Source organism: Leisingera sp. XS_AS12, assembly GCF_041224635.1.
Lineage (GTDB): Bacteria > Pseudomonadota > Alphaproteobacteria > Rhodobacterales > Rhodobacteraceae > Leisingera.
Window position 1 is genome coordinate 66,474 of record NZ_JBGFGM010000108.1, and the last position, 17,703, is coordinate 84,176.

A 17,703-nucleotide genomic window follows, 5' to 3' on the forward strand; every position below is an offset into this window, starting at 1 on the left:
GTATCGGTTTCATAGCAACCGCCCCGGCGGGGTGTCTGCGGCGTGGAAGGGCTCGATCAACGCCTCCCCTTCTGCCCGGTTTGAATTCACCTGCGGGTCCACCGGATGGTAGCACAGCATGTCCTCCGCAGCGGGCTGCATCAGGCTGGCGGCGCCATGGCCTTCCTCGCCGAGCCATTTCGCCCAGACATCCGGTTCCAGCACCAGCGGCATCCGGTGGTGAATTGCCGCGACATGTGCGTTCGCAGCGGTTGTAACGATAGCGCAGGTCTGAATGGCCTCAGTCTCGCCGCCCCAGCTCTGCCAGATCGCCCCGAAGGCCAGGATCCCCCCGTCACGACGCTGAAAATACCAGGGCTGGCGACTGCCGTCATCGGCCTTGGTCCATTCAAAGAAGCCGCTGGCGGGAACGAGGCAACGGCGCTGACGGCAGGCCTCGGCAAAGGCAGGCTTCTGCGCGAGGGTCTCTGCGCGGGCGTTGATCAGCAAAGGACCGTTGCTCGGGCTGCCATACCAATGCGGCAGGAAGCCCCAGCGCATCGAAACCAGCCGCCGCCCATTTTCCCCGCATTGCACCACATGCACAGGGTTGGTTGGACACACGTTGTAGTTCGGAACGTTGGGCAGATCGTTGCTGGGCTGCCCGGAAAACAGCTGCGCCATCGCATCGCTGGGCGTGGTTATGGCAAATCGTCCGCACATCACAGGCTCCCTCTTTGCCGGTTTGCGCCGTTTGAGACGGCCTGCGCCTGTCGCAACGCTATTTGGCGTAGGACTTGCGTGCCAATTCCAACCGCGCATCCATCATGGAGATCTCTTTCAGAATCTCCTGACGGCGGCTTCGGTCTCCGGCCTCCCGCAAGTCCTGTCGCAGGCGCTGCAACTCTCGGGAGAGGCTGATGAATTCCGGGACACCGCCACTTTCACGGACCAGCCGGTTCAGCATTTCATTTTCCGGATCGTCCGAGGTCGGCAGCGGCTTGCCCGCCCCCGGCAAATTGTCGAACGCCCCGTCTTTCTCGGCGGCTTCGATGCGGGCGTTTATCAGATCGATCAGCGGGTGGTCCATATCGGAATGATAGTCACGCCAAAAGGCCGCTGCAATGGCGCATCAGCAGAGCTTCGGTCCCCTGCGCGCCGCGACGCCCCCGATCTCGCGAGCATTGATCCGAACCCGGTTTGGGCAGTCGCCCCGGCGTTGGTCGGGCCAACACCGGGGCAAAGCCAGACGCTTATTTTGCGACGATGCGCCCGTCCGTGTAGGGGCTGTAGGGGCCAACCTCGGCGAGATACTCCGCCACCACATCCGCAAGGTCCGGGCCGAAGTCATAGGCGTTCTTGTCGTCGCCTGCGAACATCTTGTAGCCGTCGCCACCATTGCGAACATAGTTGTTCGAGACCACGCTGTAGGTCTCGGCCGGGTCGATCTCGGTCCAGGATTCGCCCTCTTTGACCATCACGTCGGACACCCGTGCCCCGGCCTCTTTCGACGCATCAAAGGCGAATTTCATACCCGCCACCTGCGGGAAACGGCCAGCGCCATCCTCGATCTGGCTGACGCCATTTTCCAATGCGTCGATCAAAGTCTGACCAGTGACCTGGAAGGTGGACAGCGTGTTCTGGAACGGCAGCACCGAAAGCACTTCGCCCATGGTCACCTCGCCCTGATCGATCGAGGCACGCAAACCACCGCCGTTCTGGAAAGCAATGGTCACGCCCTGATCCTTGACGCGCGCCAGCATGGCGTCAGCCACCAGGTTGCCCATCGCACATTCACCCGACCGGCAGGCCTCGCGTGATCCCTCGACCGCCTCGGTGGTCTCGGCCACCACGCGGGTCTTCATTTCCTCGATCGGCGCTCCCATTTCGGCGACACGCGCCGCGATGTCGGCATCCGGTGTCACCGAGGCGTCCAAAAGGATCGGCTCTCCCTCGGCGGCGGTCACGTTGCCGGCATCATCGAAGGTCACCGTCAGTTCGCCCAGATACTTCGAATAGGCGTAGGCCTGCACGACCGGAACATCACCAGCCATCGTCGGATACGGCCCGGCGGCCTTGTCGGAGGTGTTGGACAGCAGCGTATGAGAATGGCCGCCAACCACCACGTCGATCCCTGCCACCTTCTCCGCGATCTCCAGATCCTTCGGCAAACCCACATGGGTCAGCGCGATGATCTTGTTGACGCCTTCGGCCTCTAGCGCTGCAACATCGGCCTGCAGGCTTTCGATTTCATCCTGGAACACCACATTCGGCCCCGGTGAGGACGTCTCGACCGTGTCAGTGGCCAACGCGGAGATGATGCCGATCTTCTCGCCCCCGACCTCCAGTACAACGTGGTTTCCAACCTTGCCCTTCAGCGCCGGTTCCGAGGTGAGATCGAGGTTGCCCGAAATGACCGGGAAGGAAACGGCATCGACGAATTTCTCCAGCCCGGCCGGGCCGTCGTCGAATTCGTGGTTGCCGACCGCCATCGCATCGTAGCCGATCGCCTCCATGAACTCGGCTTCTGCCGCCCCCTTGTAAGTGGTGTAGAACAGCGAGCCCTGGAATGGATCACCTGCATCCAGCAGCAGCACGTTCTGCCCCTCCAGCGCCGCTCGACGCTCGGTGACCTTGGTCATGATGCGCGCCACGCCGCCAAAGCACTTACCCTCGGCCTCGTCCTCCGCGCCGCAGGTGGAGTCATATTTGTTGATCGACTCGATCCGGCTGTGAATGTCGTTGGTGTGCAGGATGGTCAGCTTGAATTCCGCCGCGGCGGCACCGGCAGTCAGCGCAAGCACTGCAACCGACGTAAGAAATCTTCCAGTCATACAATTTACTCCCGTTGTTATGTTTTGGAGTGATCGTGCGCCCAAATCCGCAATCCGTCAAAGGGGAAAACCGGCCTTGAGCGACTTTTGCCCGAACGTTCCGAGCCATTGCCCGCACTTCGCGCACCGCGCGATCCGTGCCCGCATGAGGCCAGCTCCCCCTTGATTTAGCGCCCTTCGCAGGGCATCACGCGCCCATGCTGATCTACAAGATTTTCCGCGCGGACGAATGGGCCGCCCTGCAAGCCGACGGCGAGACCCAAGGCGCGCCAATCGACGTGAGCGATGGATATGTACATTTTTCCACTGCTGACCAAGCGGCAGAAACGGCCGCCAAGCATTTCAGCGGTGCGGAGGGGCTGGTACTGCTGGCCTGTGACACCGATGGAATGGCGGATGACCTCAAATGGGAAGTTTCCCGCGGCGGCGCAAAATTCCCTCACCTCTACCGCAAACTCCGCCTGTCGGACGTGATCTGGAGCAAACCGCTGCCGCTGGTTGACGGCGTCCACCAATTTCCGGAGGAAATGGCGTGAATCTGGTTGAAAAGCTGGGGCTTTCCGCGCTGCATCGGCTGGATCCCGAAACGGCCCATGGTGCATCGATCAAGGCGCTCAAGCTGGGGCTGACGCCCACACCGGGGCCGGTGACCTCGTCGCGTTTGCAGACTTCCCTGGCCGGGATTTCCCTGCCCAATCCGGTTGGACTGGCCGCCGGGTTTGACAAGAACGCCGAGGCATTGGCGCCCCTGTCCAAAGCCGGGTTTGGGTTCATCGAAGTCGGCGCCGCCACCCCGCGTCCACAGCCCGGCAATCCCAAGCCAAGGTTGTTCCGTCTGACGGAGGACCGCGCCGCGATCAACCGCTTCGGCTTCAACAACGAAGGCATGGAGGTGATTGGCGCCCGGTTGTCACAACGGCCACGCGTTGCGGTGATCGGGTTGAACCTGGGTGCCAACAAGGACAGTGAAGACCGCGCTGCGGATTTTGCCCGTGTTCTCGCCCACTGTGGTGCGCATCTTGATTTTGCCACGGTCAATGTTTCCTCGCCCAACACCGAAAAGCTGCGGGATCTGCAAGGCAGGGAAGCGCTGTCGGCGCTGCTGGCCGGGGTGATTGACACGCGCAATGGTCTTAGCCGCCGGGTGCCGGTGTTCCTCAAGATCGCGCCGGATCTCGACCGCGCGGGGATCGAGGACATTGCTGCCGTCGCACTGGACAGCGGCATCGACGCAGTCATTGCCACCAATACCACCTTGTCCCGCGACGGTTTGCGCAGCCCCCACAAGGCCGAGGCAGGCGGGCTTTCCGGCGCACCGTTGTTCGAAGCGTCCACCCGGGTTCTGGCGCAGTTGTCGGAATTGCTGGATGGCAAGGTACCGCTGATCGGTGTCGGCGGCATCAGCACGGCTGAGCAGGCCTATGCCAAGATCTGCGCAGGTGCATCGGCGGTGCAGTTCTATACCGCGATGGTCTACGGCGGGCTGTCATTGGCGGGCGAAATTGCCACTGGGCTGGACAGGCTGCTGGAACGGGACGGCTTTGACAACGTCGCCCAAGCGGTTGGAACAAAACGGAAAGACTGGCTATGATCACCTATTGGCACAATCCCCGTTGCTCGAAATCCCGTGCTGGCCTGAAACTGCTGGAGGACCGGGGTGTCGAGACCTCGCTTCGCCTCTACCTGAAGGAACCGCCATCCGTGGACGAGCTTTTGGCTGTTCAATCGGCGCTTGGAGTACCTGCCCTGCAGATGATGCGCCGCGGTGAAGCGGTGTTCAGGGAACTGGGACTGCACACGGATACGCCCGAGGACACCCTGCTGCAAGCGATGGCGGAGCATCCGATCCTGATAGAACGCCCGATTGCGATCAAAGGTGCCAAGGCGGTGATCGGTCGCCCAACTGAAGCACTCGAAGCCCTTCTGTGACCGCGCCCGCCAAGGCACGGCGCTGTGCACGGCAGCCGGGTTCCGGCTGCCTCCACGTCTGCTCACACGGCGACCCGTGCCTCCAACTTGGGGTAGCGTAGACCCAGCGTGATCCCCCGGGCCAGGTTCAGGACCATCAGCGCCGCCCAAAGCCCGTGGTTGCCGAAGACCGGCACCAGAACGGCCAGAGCCACGACATAGGCCGCCACCGACTGTATCATGGCATTGCGCATCTCTCGGGTCCAGGTGGCGCCGATAAAGATCCCATCGAACATGTAGCTTCCAACACTCAGCACCGGGGCAACGACCACCCAGAACAAATAGGCCCGCCCGGCCTCGCGCACCGCCGGGGCCGTGGTCATGACATCAATGACCGCGGGTCCGGCCACCGCGAACCCAAGGCCCAGAAGCACCGCACCCCCAAGGCTCCACTGCGCGGCAACAATCGCGGCGCGGCGCAGCTCTGCGCGGCATTTGGCTCCCACCGCGGAGCCCACGAGCGCCTCAGCCGCAAAGGCGAACCCATCCAGGCCGAATGCTGTCACCGACAGGAACTGCAAAAGGATCTGATTGGCCGCAAGGTTCACGTCTCCCACGCCGGAGCTGATGAACAGGAAAGTGGTGAAGGATCCGGTCAACAACACCGAACGCAACATGATGTCCGCGTTCACCTCCATCATCCGTCGCAGTCGCGCCCGGTCGAACACGCGCCCCCAGTCACGCCATTGATTACCGCCAAAGGCATCTCGGCAAAGGTAGAGCCCGAGGGCCAGACCGCTCCATTCGGCAATCAAAGTGGCCAGGGCCACCCCCTCGACTCCCCAGCCCAGCCCCAACACGAACCACAGATCCAACAGGATGTTCAGCCCGTTCATCCAGACCTGCAAAACAAAGACACCCCGGGTGCGCTCCACCGCGATCAGCCAGCCTGTCACGGCGTAAAGCGCGATGGTCGCGGGCGCGCCCCAGATCCGAATTTCGAGGTAGCCACGCGCCAGCGCTTCGACGTCATCGCTCGCCGGGGCGAGCGAAAAGGCCGCCCAGAACACTGCCACCTGACACAGGATGAAGGCCACCCCCGCGGCGAGGCCGAGCATCAGGCCGCGCATCAGCAATGCGCCCGTTTCCGCATCGTCCCCGGCCCCTCGTGCCTGGGCGGCGAGCCCAGTGGTTCCCATCCTCAGGAACCCGAAAACCCAGTAGATCGAGGACAGCACGACCGCGCCGATCCCAACCGCGCCAATTGGTGCCGCAGCCCCCATTTGCCCAACAACGCCAGTATCCACCGCGCCAAGGATGGGCACCGTTACATTGGACAGCACGATGGGCAGCGCGATTTTCAGCACCCGGCTGTGGGTGATCTCGGCCTGCGTCTCTGCCATCTGCGGTTCAGCCGGCGGCGTCCGTATCCTGCGGCATCAGAAAGTGACCGGTGGCTTGGGCAAACAACTTGTCTTTGTGATCCTGCCAGGCTTCAACATGAACCGACGCATACCGGCGTCCCGAGCGATTGACCCGCGCCCGCGCATAGGCATCCCGCGGCAGGCCAGAACGCAGATAGTCCACCGTGAAGTCGATGGTTTTCGGCTGTCTCGGCAAGGTCCCCAGCGCCATTTCTGCCGGGTCCAGATCCCCGGATTCGATCCGTGGCCAAAGGTGCGACCAGTTCAGAGTGATGACGGCCGTGATCTCAAGAAAGGCGGCAGTCACGCCACCATGGATCGCCGGCAGGAACGGGTTGCCGATGAGTTTGTCATCATAGTTCAACTGCGCCGTCAGCTCATCGCCGCGGCGATCGAAGGTGACGTTCAGAAACCGGATGTAAGGCACGGAGTCGACCAGCGCCGAGAGCGCCATGTCGCGCCGCTGCTTGATAACCTGGATCGGTTCGGGACGGGGGCGGCTCAAAACTTGTCCTCCACGGTAAAGGCACCGGAGGCGGTGGCCACGGGACGATTCTCGTCCTCGTCCATCGCGACGGCGCGGACGAAGGCAACCGATCGGGTGATGTGATGACAGGTGGCACGGGTGGTGATGGCATGGCCCGGTGTCGCCGGACGCATGTAGTCAATGCGCAGATCGATCGTCGCGGTGCCGCCGGGTGCTGCCGGATGGCTCATCACCGCGGCACCGCAGCAGGTGTCCATCAGCGCCGAGACCGCGCCCCCGTGAATGACCCCGGTGGCCGGATCGCCGATCAGCTTGTCATCATAGGGCATGCGGATCTCGGCGGTGCCGTCGCCGATCTGCGTCAGCGTCATGCCCAACTGCCGGGCATGGGGAATGGCTTCGATGAATTGCCGCGCGAGCCGGGTCTGATCCGCCATGGTTATGCTCCCCTAAAATCGTTTCACCATCTTTGGCCGCGCATCCGGCAAAGCGCAAGGGCGCGCAGCAGGCGCTTGCACTGATTGCTGCAAGTGCATAGGTTCCCCGCAAGGGAGAAGCAGGATGAGCGACAACAGACTGTCATTCAAAGAAATGTGCGCCGAGTTCGACGTCACACCGCGAACGCTGCGCTATTACGAATACATCGAACTCTTGCAGCCGGACCGCGAAGGCCGCGCCCGGTTCTACGGCCCTCGCGAACGGGCACGCATGAAGCTGATCATGCGCGGGCGCAAGTTCGGCTTTCCCCTGGAGGAGATCCGCCAATGGCTGCTGATCTACGAAGAACAGGGCAATGACGTTCAGAACCAAGCCTTTATCGAGATGGCGGACCGGCAGCTGGTCGAATTGAAGAAGCAACGCGAGCAGATCGACGAGGCCATCACCGAATTGGCAGACCTGCGCGAAGCGACAAGGGCGCTGCTGAAATAGGCGGCGCCAAGCCAACTCCAGGGCTTTCCCCTTTCCAATAGTCTTTTTCAAAACCGACCGGCTCGCGCCGGTCGGCAGATCTGTCTGCTCAGGTACAACCTGCCCTAGCCGCGCGGATTCGCGGCTAAACACCCCTGTTTGCCTGCCGTCCAGCCGATGTGACGCACGCGCCCGCTCTCGGAACGTTGCGTAATTTCACGATCGTTTTGCTATTGCCGCGAAGCGACCTCGAGTGACGCAACGTACAACTTACGTCAACGTCAAGTTTCTCTTGCAAGACGCCTTCGCTGATCCCAGCCTGAAGACGCACCCAGCCGTAAGAGTGACGACAATGACCGATAAAACCATGACCATCCGGGAAATGTGCGAGGCCTTTGACGTGACCCCCCGCACGCTCCGTTTCTATGAAGCCAAGGAGCTTTTGTTCCCGATCCGTGAGGGGCAAAAGCGGCTGTTCACGTCGCGCGACCGCGCCCGGTTGAAGCTGATCCTGCGCGGAAAGCGGTTCGGCTTCAGCCTGGAGGAGATCCGCCAGCTTCTGGACCTCTACCATGTGGGTGACCAGCAGCTGACCCAGCTGAGCCGCACCTATGAGATTGCCCAGGAACGCCTGGCCGACATGGAGCGCCAGCGTGAAGAGCTGACCGAGGCGATTGAAGATTTGAAGGAGCAACTGGCCTGGGGCGCACGAATGATCGCCTCGATGAAGGCCGACAAGAAGGCTGCGGAATAGCCAGCCTGCCCCTTCCCCGCATCAGACTTAATTCAAGACGAGGACGAAAATGCCTTCCTACACTGCCCCAGCCAAAGACGCTCAATTCATTCTGCACGACGTACTGAAAGTCGCGCAAAGCGACATCCCTGGCTATGCCGAACTGGAACCGGATTTCACCAATGCGGTGCTGGAGGAAGCCGGCAAGGTCGCCAGCGGCGTGCTGCATCCGCTGAACGTGGTTGGCGACACCGAAGGCTGTCGACTGGAAAACGGCGTTGTCCACACGCCCAAGGGCTTCCGCGAAGCCTTTGAGCAGGTGAAGGAAGGTGGCTGGCCCGGCATCGACATGCCGGAAGAGTTCGGCGGCCAGAACATGCCCTATGTGATCGGCACCGCGGTGGGCGAGTTCTTCTCGGCCGCAAACCAAGCGTTCACCATGTACCAGGGCCTGACCCATGGCGCAGCCTCGGCCATTCTGGCGCATGGCACCGATCAGCAGAAGGCAACATATTTGCCCAAAATGGTCAGCTGCGAGTGGACCGGCACCATGAACCTGACCGAACCGCACTGCGGCACCGACCTGGGCCTGATGCGCACCAAGGCAGAACCGCAGGGGGACGGCAGCTTCAAGATTTCCGGCCAGAAGATCTTTATCTCGGCAGGCGATCACGACATGGCCGAAAACATCGTGCACCTGGTGCTGGCCAAGATCCCCGGCGGCCCCGAGGGCATCAAGGGTGTCAGCCTGTTCATCGTGCCCAAATTCCTGGTGAATGAGGACGGTACGCTGGGCGCGCGCAACGGCGTGTCGGTCGGCAAGATCGAAGAAAAGATGGGCATCCACGGCAATTCGACCTGCGTGATGAACTATGACGAGGCAACCGGCTACCTCCTTGGCGAGGAGCACAAGGGCATGCGCGCCATGTTCACCATGATGAACGAGGCCCGTCTGGGTGTCGGCATGCAGGGACTGGCGCAGGCCGAAGCCGCCTACCAGAACGCTGTCGAATATGCCAAGGACCGCCTGCAGGGCCGCGACGTGACCGGCGCCAAGAACCCGGACGGCCCGGCCGATCCGCTGATCGTGCATCCCGACATCCGCCGCTCGCTGATGGATCAGAAGAGCTTTGCCGAGGGCGCGCGCGCCTTCCTTCTGTGGGGCGCCACCCTGATCGACCAGGCGCACCGCGCCAACGACAAGGATGCCGACGGGCTGATCTCCCTGATGACGCCGGTGATCAAGGGCTTCCTGACCGATCAGGGCTACGACATGACGGTGCAGGCGCAGCAGGTCTATGGCGGCCACGGCTACATCGAGGAATGGGGCATGTCGCAATACACCCGCGACGCCCGCATCGCGATGATCTACGAGGGCGCCAACGGCGTTCAGGCGCTGGACCTGGTGGGCCGCAAACTGGGCCAGCACGGTGGCAAATACGTCCTTGCCTTCTTCGACATGGTCAAAACCTTCTGTCAGGAAAACAAAGATATTTCCGAGGACTACACCAAGGACTTCATCAAACCACTGCAGGCAGCCTCCAAGGACCTGCAGGCGGCGGGCATGTTCTTCATGCAGAACGGCATGAAGGATCCCAATCAGGCACTGGCGGGGTCTTACGACTTCATGCACCTGTTCGGGCATGTCTGCCTTGGCCTGATGTGGGCCCGCATGGGCAAGGCGGCGCAGGAAAAGCTTGACGCTGGGGCCGCTGACGCGGCGTTCTATGAGACAAAGCTGGCCACCGGGCGGTATTACATGGCCCGACGCCTGCCGGCGACCAAGCTTCACCTGGCCCGGATCGAAAGCGGTGCCGATGTTGTGATGGCGCTGGACGCAGAAGCCTTCTGAGACAGCCGGGGTGCGCCCGCGCGGCGCACCCTGCCCGCGCCGCCGATGCCGCTCAAAACGCTAAGGATCAAACCATGCCCAAGCGCTTCCGCCTGACCCGCCGCCTCCCCATCGCCATGACGGAAGATGGGTATCGGCGACTGAAAAGCTTCGCGCACGAAGCCGGTCTGGACGAGGGCGAGGCGCTGTCCTTCCTGTTTGAGAATTTCGACAGCGTTACAAACCATGACAACCTGACCCACCGGTTGCGGCTGTTCAATGCCGAGCTGGAAAGCCGCAAGAAGTAACCCCCATCGCGGGGAAGCACGGGGAGAGAGCGATGACCAGTAGCCAGTCCGCATGGATGACGGAAGAGCATCGGATGCTTGCCGAGATGACGGCCCAATTCATCACCAACGAATGGGCGCCGAAGTTCGAGACCTGGCGCAAGCAGGGCATGATGGACCGCGAGACCTGGACCCAGGCCGGGGAGCTGGGTCTCCTGTGCCCCTCGGTGCCCGAAGCCTACGGCGGCGCGGGCGGCGATTTCGGCCATGAGGCGGTGATCCTGATGGAAGGCAGCCGCGCCAACCTGGCGAGCTGGGGCCATGGCATCCACTCCGGCATCGTCGCGCATTACATCCTCGCCTATGGCACCGAGGAGCAGAAACTTCGCTGGCTGCCGAAGATGGTGACCGGCGAGCTGGTCGGCGCGCTGGCGATGACCGAGCCCTCGACCGGCTCCGACGTGCAGGCGATCAAGACCAAGGCAGTGAGAGATGGAAACGCCTACAGGCTCAGCGGCCAGAAGACCTTCATCACCAACGGCCAGCATGCCAACCTGATCCTGGTCGCGGCCAAGACCGATCCGTCTGCAGGCGCCAAGGGCGTTTCGCTGGTGGCGGTGGAAACCGACGGCGCCGAGGGCTTCAGCCGCGGCCGCAACCTCGACAAGATCGGCTGCCACGCGGCGGACACCTCCGAGCTGTTCTTCGACAACGTGGAAGTGGCGCCGGAGAACATCCTCGGCGGCGCCGAGGGCCAGGGCTTCTACCAGATGATGCAGCAGCTGCCGCAGGAACGTCTGATCATTGCCTGCGGCGCGGTCGGCGCGATGGAGGGCGCGGTGGAGCGCACCATCGCCTACTGCAAGGAGCGCGAAGCCTTCGGCGGGCCGATCCTGCAGTTCCAGAACACCCGCTTCAAGCTGGCCGAATGCCTGACCAAAACCAAGGTGGCGCGTGCCTTCCTCGACGAATGCATCGCCGAGCACCTAGAGGGCAAACTCAGTGTCGAGAAGGCGGCGATGGCGAAATACTGGATCACCGACACGCAAGGAGAAGTGCTGGATGAATGCCTTCAGCTGCACGGCGGCTACGGCTACATGCAGGAATACGCCGTGGGTGAAATGTGGGCCGACGCCCGCGTGCAGCGGATCTACGGCGGCACCAACGAGATCATGAAGGAGCTGATTGCGCGGTCGCTGTAGGTGCAGGAGCCGCAGCGGCACCACGGGAGGCTGGTGATGGATTTTGAGTATTTGGGGAAAGATGAAGCAAGGGCAGTGTCCCTGCCCCCAGGCCTTCGCCGAATGAGCAGGGACGTCTTCAGCTTTCACGGCCATCGGCTCTCCAGCCTGTACCGCGGGACCAGGTTAGCACGCCGCTCACAGACTGAGGTTAACGCCCCATCATCTTTCCAAAAATACTCCACGGGGGCGCGGGGGTGTGAAACCCCCGCTCCGCCATCCGATACAGGGAGCAACACATGACAATAAAACTGCATTGCTTCGGCGAAAGCGGCCATTCTTACAAGTCAGCCTTGGCGCTGGAACTATCGGGGCTGGCTTGGGAGCCGGTGTTTGTCGACTTCTTCGGTGGCGCACACCGCACCGACGATTACCGCGGCCTCAACGTGATGGCCGAGGCGCCGGTGCTGGTGGACGGCGATCTGCGCCTGTCGCAGTCCGGCGTGATCCAGCAGTACATCAGCGACAAGACCGGCAAGTTCGGCGGCGCGCCGGAAGACAAATACGAAGTTCTGCGCTGGGTCCTGTGGGACAACCACAAACTGTCCAGCCAGGCCGGCATGACACGCTTCCTGATGAACTTCATCCCCGAGAACAAGCGTCCGCAGGAGGTGATTGCCTTCATGCAGGGCCGCTTGAAGGCTGCCTTCAAGACCCTGGACACCCATTTGCAGGGCCGCGACTGGATCGTGGGCGATGGCCTCACCAACGCCGATCTGACCTGCTGCGGCTACCTGTTTTACCCGGAGCCCTTCGGCTTCGACCGGGCCGATTGGCCCCATATCGACGCTTGGCTGGACCGCATCAGCGCCCTGCCCGGCTGGAAACACCCCTATGACTTGATGCCCGGCAACCCGTCGGACCGGGCCTGAGGAGAGCAAGATGACAGACGCATATATCTATGACGCGCTGCGCACCCCGCGCGGCAAGGGACGCAAGGACGGCTCCCTGCATGAGGTGACCTCGGTCCGCCTGTCCGCCCTGACACTAAATGCGATCAAGGAGCGCAACAATCTGGAAGGCCACGCCGTCGAAGACGTGATCTGGGGCAACGTGACCCAAGTGATGGAACAGGGCGGCTGCCTGGCGCGCTCTGCCGTGCTGGCATCCGACCTGGATGAGCGCATCCCGGGCCTCGCCATCAACCGCTTCTGTGCGAGCGGCATGGAAGCCGTGAACCTGGCGGCGAACCAGGTGAAGGGCGGCGCAGGCGACGCGTATATCGCGGGCGGCGTCGAGATGATGGGCCGGGTTGCCATGGGCTCGGACGGCGCGGCGATTGCCGTGGACCCGAGCCTCGCCATGGAGACCTATTTCGTGCCGCAGGGCATCTCGGCCGACATCATCGCGACCGAGTACGGCTTTACCCGCGAGCAGGCCGATGCGCTGGCGATGGAATCCCAGCGCCGCGCGGCCAAGGCCTGGGAGGAAAAGCGGTTCGAGAAATCGATCATCCCCGTGCGCGACCAGAACGGCCTGCCGATCCTGGACCATGACGAATACATGCGCCCCGGCACCGACATGCAAGCCCTGGGGGCGCTGAACCCGGCGTTCCAGATGATGGGCGAGCAGATGCCCGGCTTCGACAAGGTGGCGATGCTGAAATACCCGCACCTGGAGCGGATCAACCACATCCACCACGCGGGCAACTCCTCGGGGATCGTGGACGGCGCAGCGGCGCTCTTAATCGGAAACAAGGAGTTCGGCGAGAAATACGGGCTGAAGCCCCGCGCGCGCATCAAGGCGACCGCCAAGATCGGCACCGATCCGACCATCATGCTGACCGGCCCGGTGCCGGTGACCGAAAAGATCCTGGCCGACACCGGCATGAAGATCGGCGACATCGACCTGTTCGAAGTCAACGAAGCCTTCGCCTCCGTCGTGCTGCGCTTCCAGCAAGCCTTCGACGTCGATCCGGAGCTGGTCAACGTGAACGGCGGCTCCATCGCCATGGGCCACCCGCTGGGCGCCACCGGCGCGATCATCATCGGCACGCTCCTGGACGAGCTGGAGCGGCAGGACAAGGAATGCGGCCTCGCCACGCTCTGCATCGCGTCCGGCATGGGGGCCGCCACCATCATCGAGCGCGTGTAAGCGCCAAAGCCTCACCTGAACAAGGTTGGAGACACCAAGAATGACCGATTTCAAATATGACGTGGACGCCGACGGCGTCGCCATCATCACCTGGGACGCGACCGGCAAGTCCATGAACGTCCTCACCCGCGAGGCCTTCGGCCTGGTGGAGCAATATGTCGACCAGGCGCTGGAAGACGAGAACGTGAAGGGCATCGTGATCACCTCCGGCAAGAAGGACTTTGCCGGCGGCATGGACCTGAACGTGCTGGCGACGATCCGCGAGGAGTCCGGCGAGAACCCCGCGCAGGGCCTGTTCGACTTCACCATGAGCGGCCACCGCATCCTGCGTAAACTCGAACTCGCAGGCATGGACCCGAAGACCAAGAAGGGCGGCAAGCCGGTGGCCTGCGCCATCAACGGCACCTGCGCAGGCATCGGCACCGAGATCGCGCTTGCCTGCCACCACCGGGTGATGACCGACAACCCGAAGGCCAAGATCGGCCTGCCGGAAATCATGATCGGCATCTTCCCGGGCGGCGGCGGCACCACGCGCTATTCGCGCATGGTGGGCGCGATGGCGGCAGCCCCGGTGCTGCTCGAAGGCAAGATGATGGACCCGAAGAAGGCCAAGGGCGCGCAGCTGATCGACGCCGTGGCCGAAGATCCGCTGGCCGCGGCCAAAGAATGGGTGCTGAACGCCAAACCCGCCGACCTGGTGAAGCCGTGGGATGCCAAGGGCTACAAGATGCCCGGCGGCGCGCCGTATCATCCGGCGGGCTTCATGACCTTTGTCGGTGCCTCGGCAATGGTGCACGGCAAGACGCAAGGGGCCTTCCCGGCGGCCAAGGCGCTGCTGTCTTCGATCTATGAAGGCGCGCTGGTCGATTTCGACACCGCGCTGAAGATCGAGGCACGCTGGTTCACCCATGTGCTGATGAACCCCTCCTCCTCCGCGATGATCCGCTCGCTGTTCCTCAACAAGCAGGCGCTGGAGAAAGGTGCGGTGCGCCCCAAGGACGTGCCAGACCAGTCGGTGAAGAAGATCGGTGTGCTGGGTGCCGGCATGATGGGCGCAGGCATCGCACTGGTCTCGGCTCAGGCGGGCATGGAAGTGGTGCTGATCGACCGGGATCAGGCAGCCGCCGACAAGGGCAAAGCCTATTCGGCCGCCTACATGGACAAGGGCATCAAGCGCGGCAAGGCAACCGAGGAGAAGAAGGAAGCCCTGCTCGGCCAGATCACCGCGACTGCGGATCTAAACGCGCTGAAGGGCTGTGACCTGATCATCGAAGCGGTGTTCGAGGACCCGGGCGTGAAGGCCGAGATGACCCAAAAGGTCGAGGCGATCATCCCCGAGGACTGCATCTTTGCCTCCAACACCTCCACCCTGCCGATCACCGAATTGGCCAAGGCCTCCAGCCGTCCGGAACAGTTCATCGGCATCCACTTCTTCTCGCCGGTCGAGAAGATGTTCCTGGTGGAGATCATCAAGGGCCGCGAAACCGGTGACCGGGCCGTCGCCAAGGCGCTGGACTACGTGCGCCAGATCCGCAAGACGCCGATCGTGGTGAACGATGCGCGCTTCTTCTACGCCAACCGCTGCATCATCCCCTACATCAACGAGGGCATGCGGATGATCACAGAGGGCGTGTCGCCGGTGCTGATCGACAATGCCGCCCGCCAACTGGGCTTCCCGGTGGGGCCGGTGCAGCTGACCGATGAGACCTCGATCGATCTGGGCGCGAAGATTGCCCGCGCCACCAAAGCGGCGATGGGCGACGCCTACCCGGAAAGCCCGGCGGATGATCTGATCTTCTGGATGGAAGAACAGGGCCGTCTGGGGCGCAAGGCCAATGCCGGCTTCTTCGAGTATGACGACAAGGGCAAGCGCATCGAGTACTGGAAGGGCCTGCAGGAGGAATACCCGCTTGCGGACCAGCAACCCGATCTGATCGAAGTGCAGGAACGGCTGATGTTCGCGCAGGTGCTGGAAGCGGTACGGGCGCTGGAGGAAGGCGTGCTGATGGACATCCGCGAGGGCGACGTGGGCGCCATCCTGGCCTGGGGCTTTGCGCCCTGGTCCGGCGGGCCGCTCAGCTGGTTGGACATCCTAGGCACGCCCTACGCGGCCGAGCGCTGCGATGCGCTGGCGGAAAAGTTCGGCGAGCGTTTCACCTGTCCGGCGCTGCTGCGCGAAATGGCGGACAAGGGGCAGAGCTTCTACACTCGCTTTGCACCGGAGAAATCCGCGGCCTGACCCGGACTGAAATACAAAAACTGCGGCCGACGTCATCGTCGGCCGCAGCTGTTTCAAAGGGATGTCCTTTAAAATCGTGGGGCTGGTCAGATCAACGGCGCTTGGGTGTCTCTCGCGCCTGCGACCGTTGCAGCACTGCTCCAGCCGTCTTCCTCGGCGATCATCGCCAGCACCAAACCGCGCGCTTCATCGGGGGCAAGAACCCGATAGGCACTTTCATCGTTGAAGACCCGTCCACACATCAGATTACGCGATGCGGCCGTGAAACCCAGCGTGCCTGCCTCCAGGTAGATCACCTGGTCCTGCGCGAACCGCGGGATCACCAGTTCCAGTTCACCGCCCGGATGCATGCGGCGGATGCCTCGGTAACCCTCCAGCGCACAGGCGGGCACGATCGCAAAGGGATCACCCTGCGCGTCCTCGACCAGCTCACTCTCCAGCAGCACCCCCTGGTCCGGCATCAGCCAAAGGGGGACGCGGTTCATCAGCGCATCACGCGGAACGTACAACGGGCAGCGAAAATCGGTCAGATGCCCCGACGGGACCGCAATGGTTTCCCGGTGCAACTCCGCAATGACCTGCATGCCATGGTCAAAGGTCAAGACCTTGTCGCCCGGCGTCAGGGCCTCCACCGGACGCCATCCAAGGTTCGATGCCACATGCGTGCCCGCAAGCAATCCGCCCTCTGCAACGGGGACCATTGGAAAACCGCTGCCGTTCAAGAGGTCGGTCGGGCTTTGCCTGTTCTTCATCAGCCAATCCAGCATCCGCGTTCCTTTCCCGCGCCCTTGGGTGATACCACCCTGAAAACGCTACCGGGTTGTTGCCAAGCAAACGGGGCCATCGCGGACCATTTTCGTGGCGGAAACCCGGCATTGTTGCCGTTTGAGCACCAGCCGCCCGAAGCGTCGCGGATTTCGCCGCTATCTTCGGACAAGGCGCCCTGTCCTGTTACCGGGATAGGGAAAAATCGTTAAAAGAGTATTCAAATTGCGTGATGTCATCAGAGCAGGCCGTCGCCACTGCCTCCGCGCTGGCATCATCGTAATAGTGCCGCCAATCGCGACGGCGCGTGCTCTCATTCACCCGCGGAAGATGCAGTTCAAAACCAAGGTGCTGAAAGAGCGGCTGAGCATCCAGTTCAAAATGTTCCAGTCGGATGAACAGATCACATTGCTGCTGACCATCCGCGTGGCGCACGTAAGCGCGCGCGGGATGGCGCCGAAGCGCGCGCAGGGTCTGCGGATGCTGTATAAACGCGCGGAAACTTAGCTGCTGTGCCAGCCTCACGGCCGGGTGATCAAAGCTCTGCCCCGCCAGCCAGTGATAGTAACTGACCATGCGATCCCAAGGGTTTCGCACGAGCGTAAAGGTGAACAGGCCGTGCAAGACGTCCTGAGGCACCAGACCTTCGATGTCTGCCAGGGTGGAGTGTTTCCACAACCTGCCCCGCGTTTGCGCCGTCTTCAGGCGGCGGCGGCGCTTCAGCGCCTTGGGGGTGTCGCCCAACATCATGTCATCCGCCATGGCACGCGCTTCCAGCGCCATGGCCAGCGCCGTGCCGCCGGTCTTGGGGATATGCACAAACAGGTATTTTCGGCCCGGCGAAAGGATCATGACCCGACACTAGGCAATCGTGGTGACGAAGAAAACGCCGTATTTGCAGGCCCCAGGCCTAGTGGCAGGCAAGGCTCCATGGCGAACCGAGCCCGATGCACCGATGGCTTTGCAAGCCCC

At 62.6% G+C, this 17,703-nt stretch carries 19 protein-coding genes; 11 read left to right on the plus strand and 8 right to left on the minus strand.

Going from position 1 to position 17,703, the window contains the following annotated elements:
- Positions 1-9: 9 nt before the first annotated feature.
- The 3 genes from AB9K35_RS15535 to AB9K35_RS15545 form a co-directional block, all read right to left on the minus strand.
- Positions 10-702: an SOS response-associated peptidase gene (locus tag AB9K35_RS15535; RefSeq protein WP_369927409.1), complete on the minus strand. Its 693-nt coding sequence runs from the start codon at positions 700-702 to the stop codon at positions 10-12.
- A gap of 58 nt (positions 703-760) precedes the next feature.
- Positions 761-1,069: a DUF1992 domain-containing protein gene (locus AB9K35_RS15540; protein ID WP_369927411.1), complete on the minus strand. Its 309-nt coding sequence runs from the start codon at positions 1,067-1,069 to the stop codon at positions 761-763.
- Positions 1,070-1,232: 163 nt separating this feature from the next.
- Complete coding sequence (locus AB9K35_RS15545; protein ID WP_369927413.1) at positions 1,233-2,813, minus strand: bifunctional UDP-sugar hydrolase/5'-nucleotidase; 1,581 nt, start codon at positions 2,811-2,813, stop codon at positions 1,233-1,235.
- 197 nt (positions 2,814-3,010) lie between these two features.
- Between AB9K35_RS15545 and AB9K35_RS15550 the strand changes: the two genes are divergently transcribed.
- Genes AB9K35_RS15550 through arsC form a run of 3 tightly spaced genes read left to right on the plus strand, consistent with a single transcriptional unit; the run spans position 3,011 to position 4,742 of the window.
- The gene (locus tag AB9K35_RS15550; RefSeq protein WP_369927415.1) at positions 3,011-3,349 is read left to right on the plus strand and encodes a DUF952 domain-containing protein; all 339 of its coding nucleotides are present in this window, start codon (positions 3,011-3,013) and stop codon (positions 3,347-3,349) included.
- On the plus strand, positions 3,346-4,404 hold the full coding sequence (locus AB9K35_RS15555) for a quinone-dependent dihydroorotate dehydrogenase (protein WP_369927417.1): 1,059 nt from the start codon (positions 3,346-3,348) through the stop codon (positions 4,402-4,404). Before AB9K35_RS15550 ends, AB9K35_RS15555 begins: the two co-directional genes overlap by 4 nt.
- Complete coding sequence (arsC, locus tag AB9K35_RS15560) at positions 4,401-4,742, plus strand: arsenate reductase (glutaredoxin) (protein ID WP_369927419.1); 342 nt, start codon at positions 4,401-4,403, stop codon at positions 4,740-4,742. Before AB9K35_RS15555 ends, arsC begins: the two co-directional genes overlap by 4 nt.
- 62 nt (positions 4,743-4,804) lie before the next feature.
- On the opposite strand, the gene AB9K35_RS15565 is transcribed toward arsC, so the two are convergent.
- From AB9K35_RS15565 to AB9K35_RS15575, 3 genes are read right to left on the minus strand one after another with little or no spacing between them, the layout of a single operon-like run.
- Positions 4,805-6,124 carry an MATE family efflux transporter gene (locus AB9K35_RS15565; protein WP_369927421.1) on the minus strand — a complete coding sequence of 440 codons (1,320 nt, stop codon included), beginning with the start codon at positions 6,122-6,124 and terminating at the stop codon, positions 4,805-4,807.
- A 7-nt stretch (positions 6,125-6,131) separates the two neighbouring features.
- Positions 6,132-6,650 carry a PaaI family thioesterase gene (locus AB9K35_RS15570; RefSeq protein WP_369927423.1) on the minus strand — a complete coding sequence of 173 codons (519 nt, stop codon included), beginning with the start codon at positions 6,648-6,650 and terminating at the stop codon, positions 6,132-6,134.
- Complete coding sequence (locus AB9K35_RS15575; RefSeq protein ID WP_369927425.1) at positions 6,647-7,069, minus strand: PaaI family thioesterase; 423 nt, start codon at positions 7,067-7,069, stop codon at positions 6,647-6,649. Before AB9K35_RS15575 ends, AB9K35_RS15570 begins: the two co-directional genes overlap by 4 nt.
- Positions 7,070-7,193: 124 nt before the next feature.
- On the opposite strand from AB9K35_RS15575, the gene AB9K35_RS15580 reads away from it, so the two are divergent.
- The 8 genes from AB9K35_RS15580 (at position 7,194) to AB9K35_RS15615 (ending at position 15,966) form a co-directional block, all read left to right on the plus strand.
- Positions 7,194-7,562, plus strand: a complete 369-nt coding sequence (locus AB9K35_RS15580) for a MerR family DNA-binding transcriptional regulator (protein ID WP_369927427.1) — start codon at positions 7,194-7,196, stop codon at positions 7,560-7,562.
- A 331-nt stretch (positions 7,563-7,893) separates the two neighbouring features.
- Positions 7,894-8,295 carry a MerR family DNA-binding transcriptional regulator gene (locus tag AB9K35_RS15585; RefSeq protein ID WP_222453792.1) on the plus strand — a complete coding sequence of 134 codons (402 nt, stop codon included), beginning with the start codon at positions 7,894-7,896 and terminating at the stop codon, positions 8,293-8,295.
- Positions 8,296-8,344: 49 nt separating this feature from the next.
- Positions 8,345-10,126 (plus strand): acyl-CoA dehydrogenase C-terminal domain-containing protein, encoded by a 1,782-nt coding sequence (locus AB9K35_RS15590; RefSeq protein WP_369927429.1) that lies wholly within the window; start codon positions 8,345-8,347, stop codon positions 10,124-10,126.
- A gap of 74 nt (positions 10,127-10,200) precedes the next feature.
- A complete protein-coding gene (locus AB9K35_RS15595; RefSeq protein ID WP_222453794.1) occupies positions 10,201-10,413 on the plus strand; it encodes a hypothetical protein in 213 nt (70 codons plus the stop codon).
- A gap of 32 nt (positions 10,414-10,445) precedes the next feature.
- On the plus strand, positions 10,446-11,594 hold the full coding sequence (locus tag AB9K35_RS15600) for an acyl-CoA dehydrogenase family protein (protein ID WP_369927431.1): 1,149 nt from the start codon (positions 10,446-10,448) through the stop codon (positions 11,592-11,594).
- A gap of 278 nt (positions 11,595-11,872) precedes the next feature.
- Entirely contained in the window at positions 11,873-12,505 is a 633-nt protein-coding gene (locus AB9K35_RS15605; protein ID WP_369927433.1) for a glutathione S-transferase family protein, read from the plus strand.
- Between the two features lie 10 nt (positions 12,506-12,515).
- Positions 12,516-13,727 (plus strand): acetyl-CoA C-acetyltransferase, encoded by a 1,212-nt coding sequence (locus AB9K35_RS15610; protein WP_369927435.1) that lies wholly within the window; start codon positions 12,516-12,518, stop codon positions 13,725-13,727.
- Positions 13,728-13,767: 40 nt separating this feature from the next.
- Positions 13,768-15,966: a 3-hydroxyacyl-CoA dehydrogenase NAD-binding domain-containing protein gene (locus AB9K35_RS15615; protein WP_369927437.1), complete on the plus strand. Its 2,199-nt coding sequence runs from the start codon at positions 13,768-13,770 to the stop codon at positions 15,964-15,966.
- A gap of 86 nt (positions 15,967-16,052) precedes the next feature.
- On the opposite strand, the gene AB9K35_RS15620 is transcribed toward AB9K35_RS15615, so the two are convergent.
- On the minus strand, positions 16,053-16,733 hold the full coding sequence (locus AB9K35_RS15620) for a Hint domain-containing protein (protein ID WP_369927439.1): 681 nt from the start codon (positions 16,731-16,733) through the stop codon (positions 16,053-16,055).
- A gap of 184 nt (positions 16,734-16,917) precedes the next feature.
- Positions 16,918-17,583 carry a sulfotransferase family 2 domain-containing protein gene (locus tag AB9K35_RS15625; RefSeq protein WP_369927441.1) on the minus strand — a complete coding sequence of 222 codons (666 nt, stop codon included), beginning with the start codon at positions 17,581-17,583 and terminating at the stop codon, positions 16,918-16,920.
- Positions 17,584-17,703 lie beyond the last annotated feature (120 nt).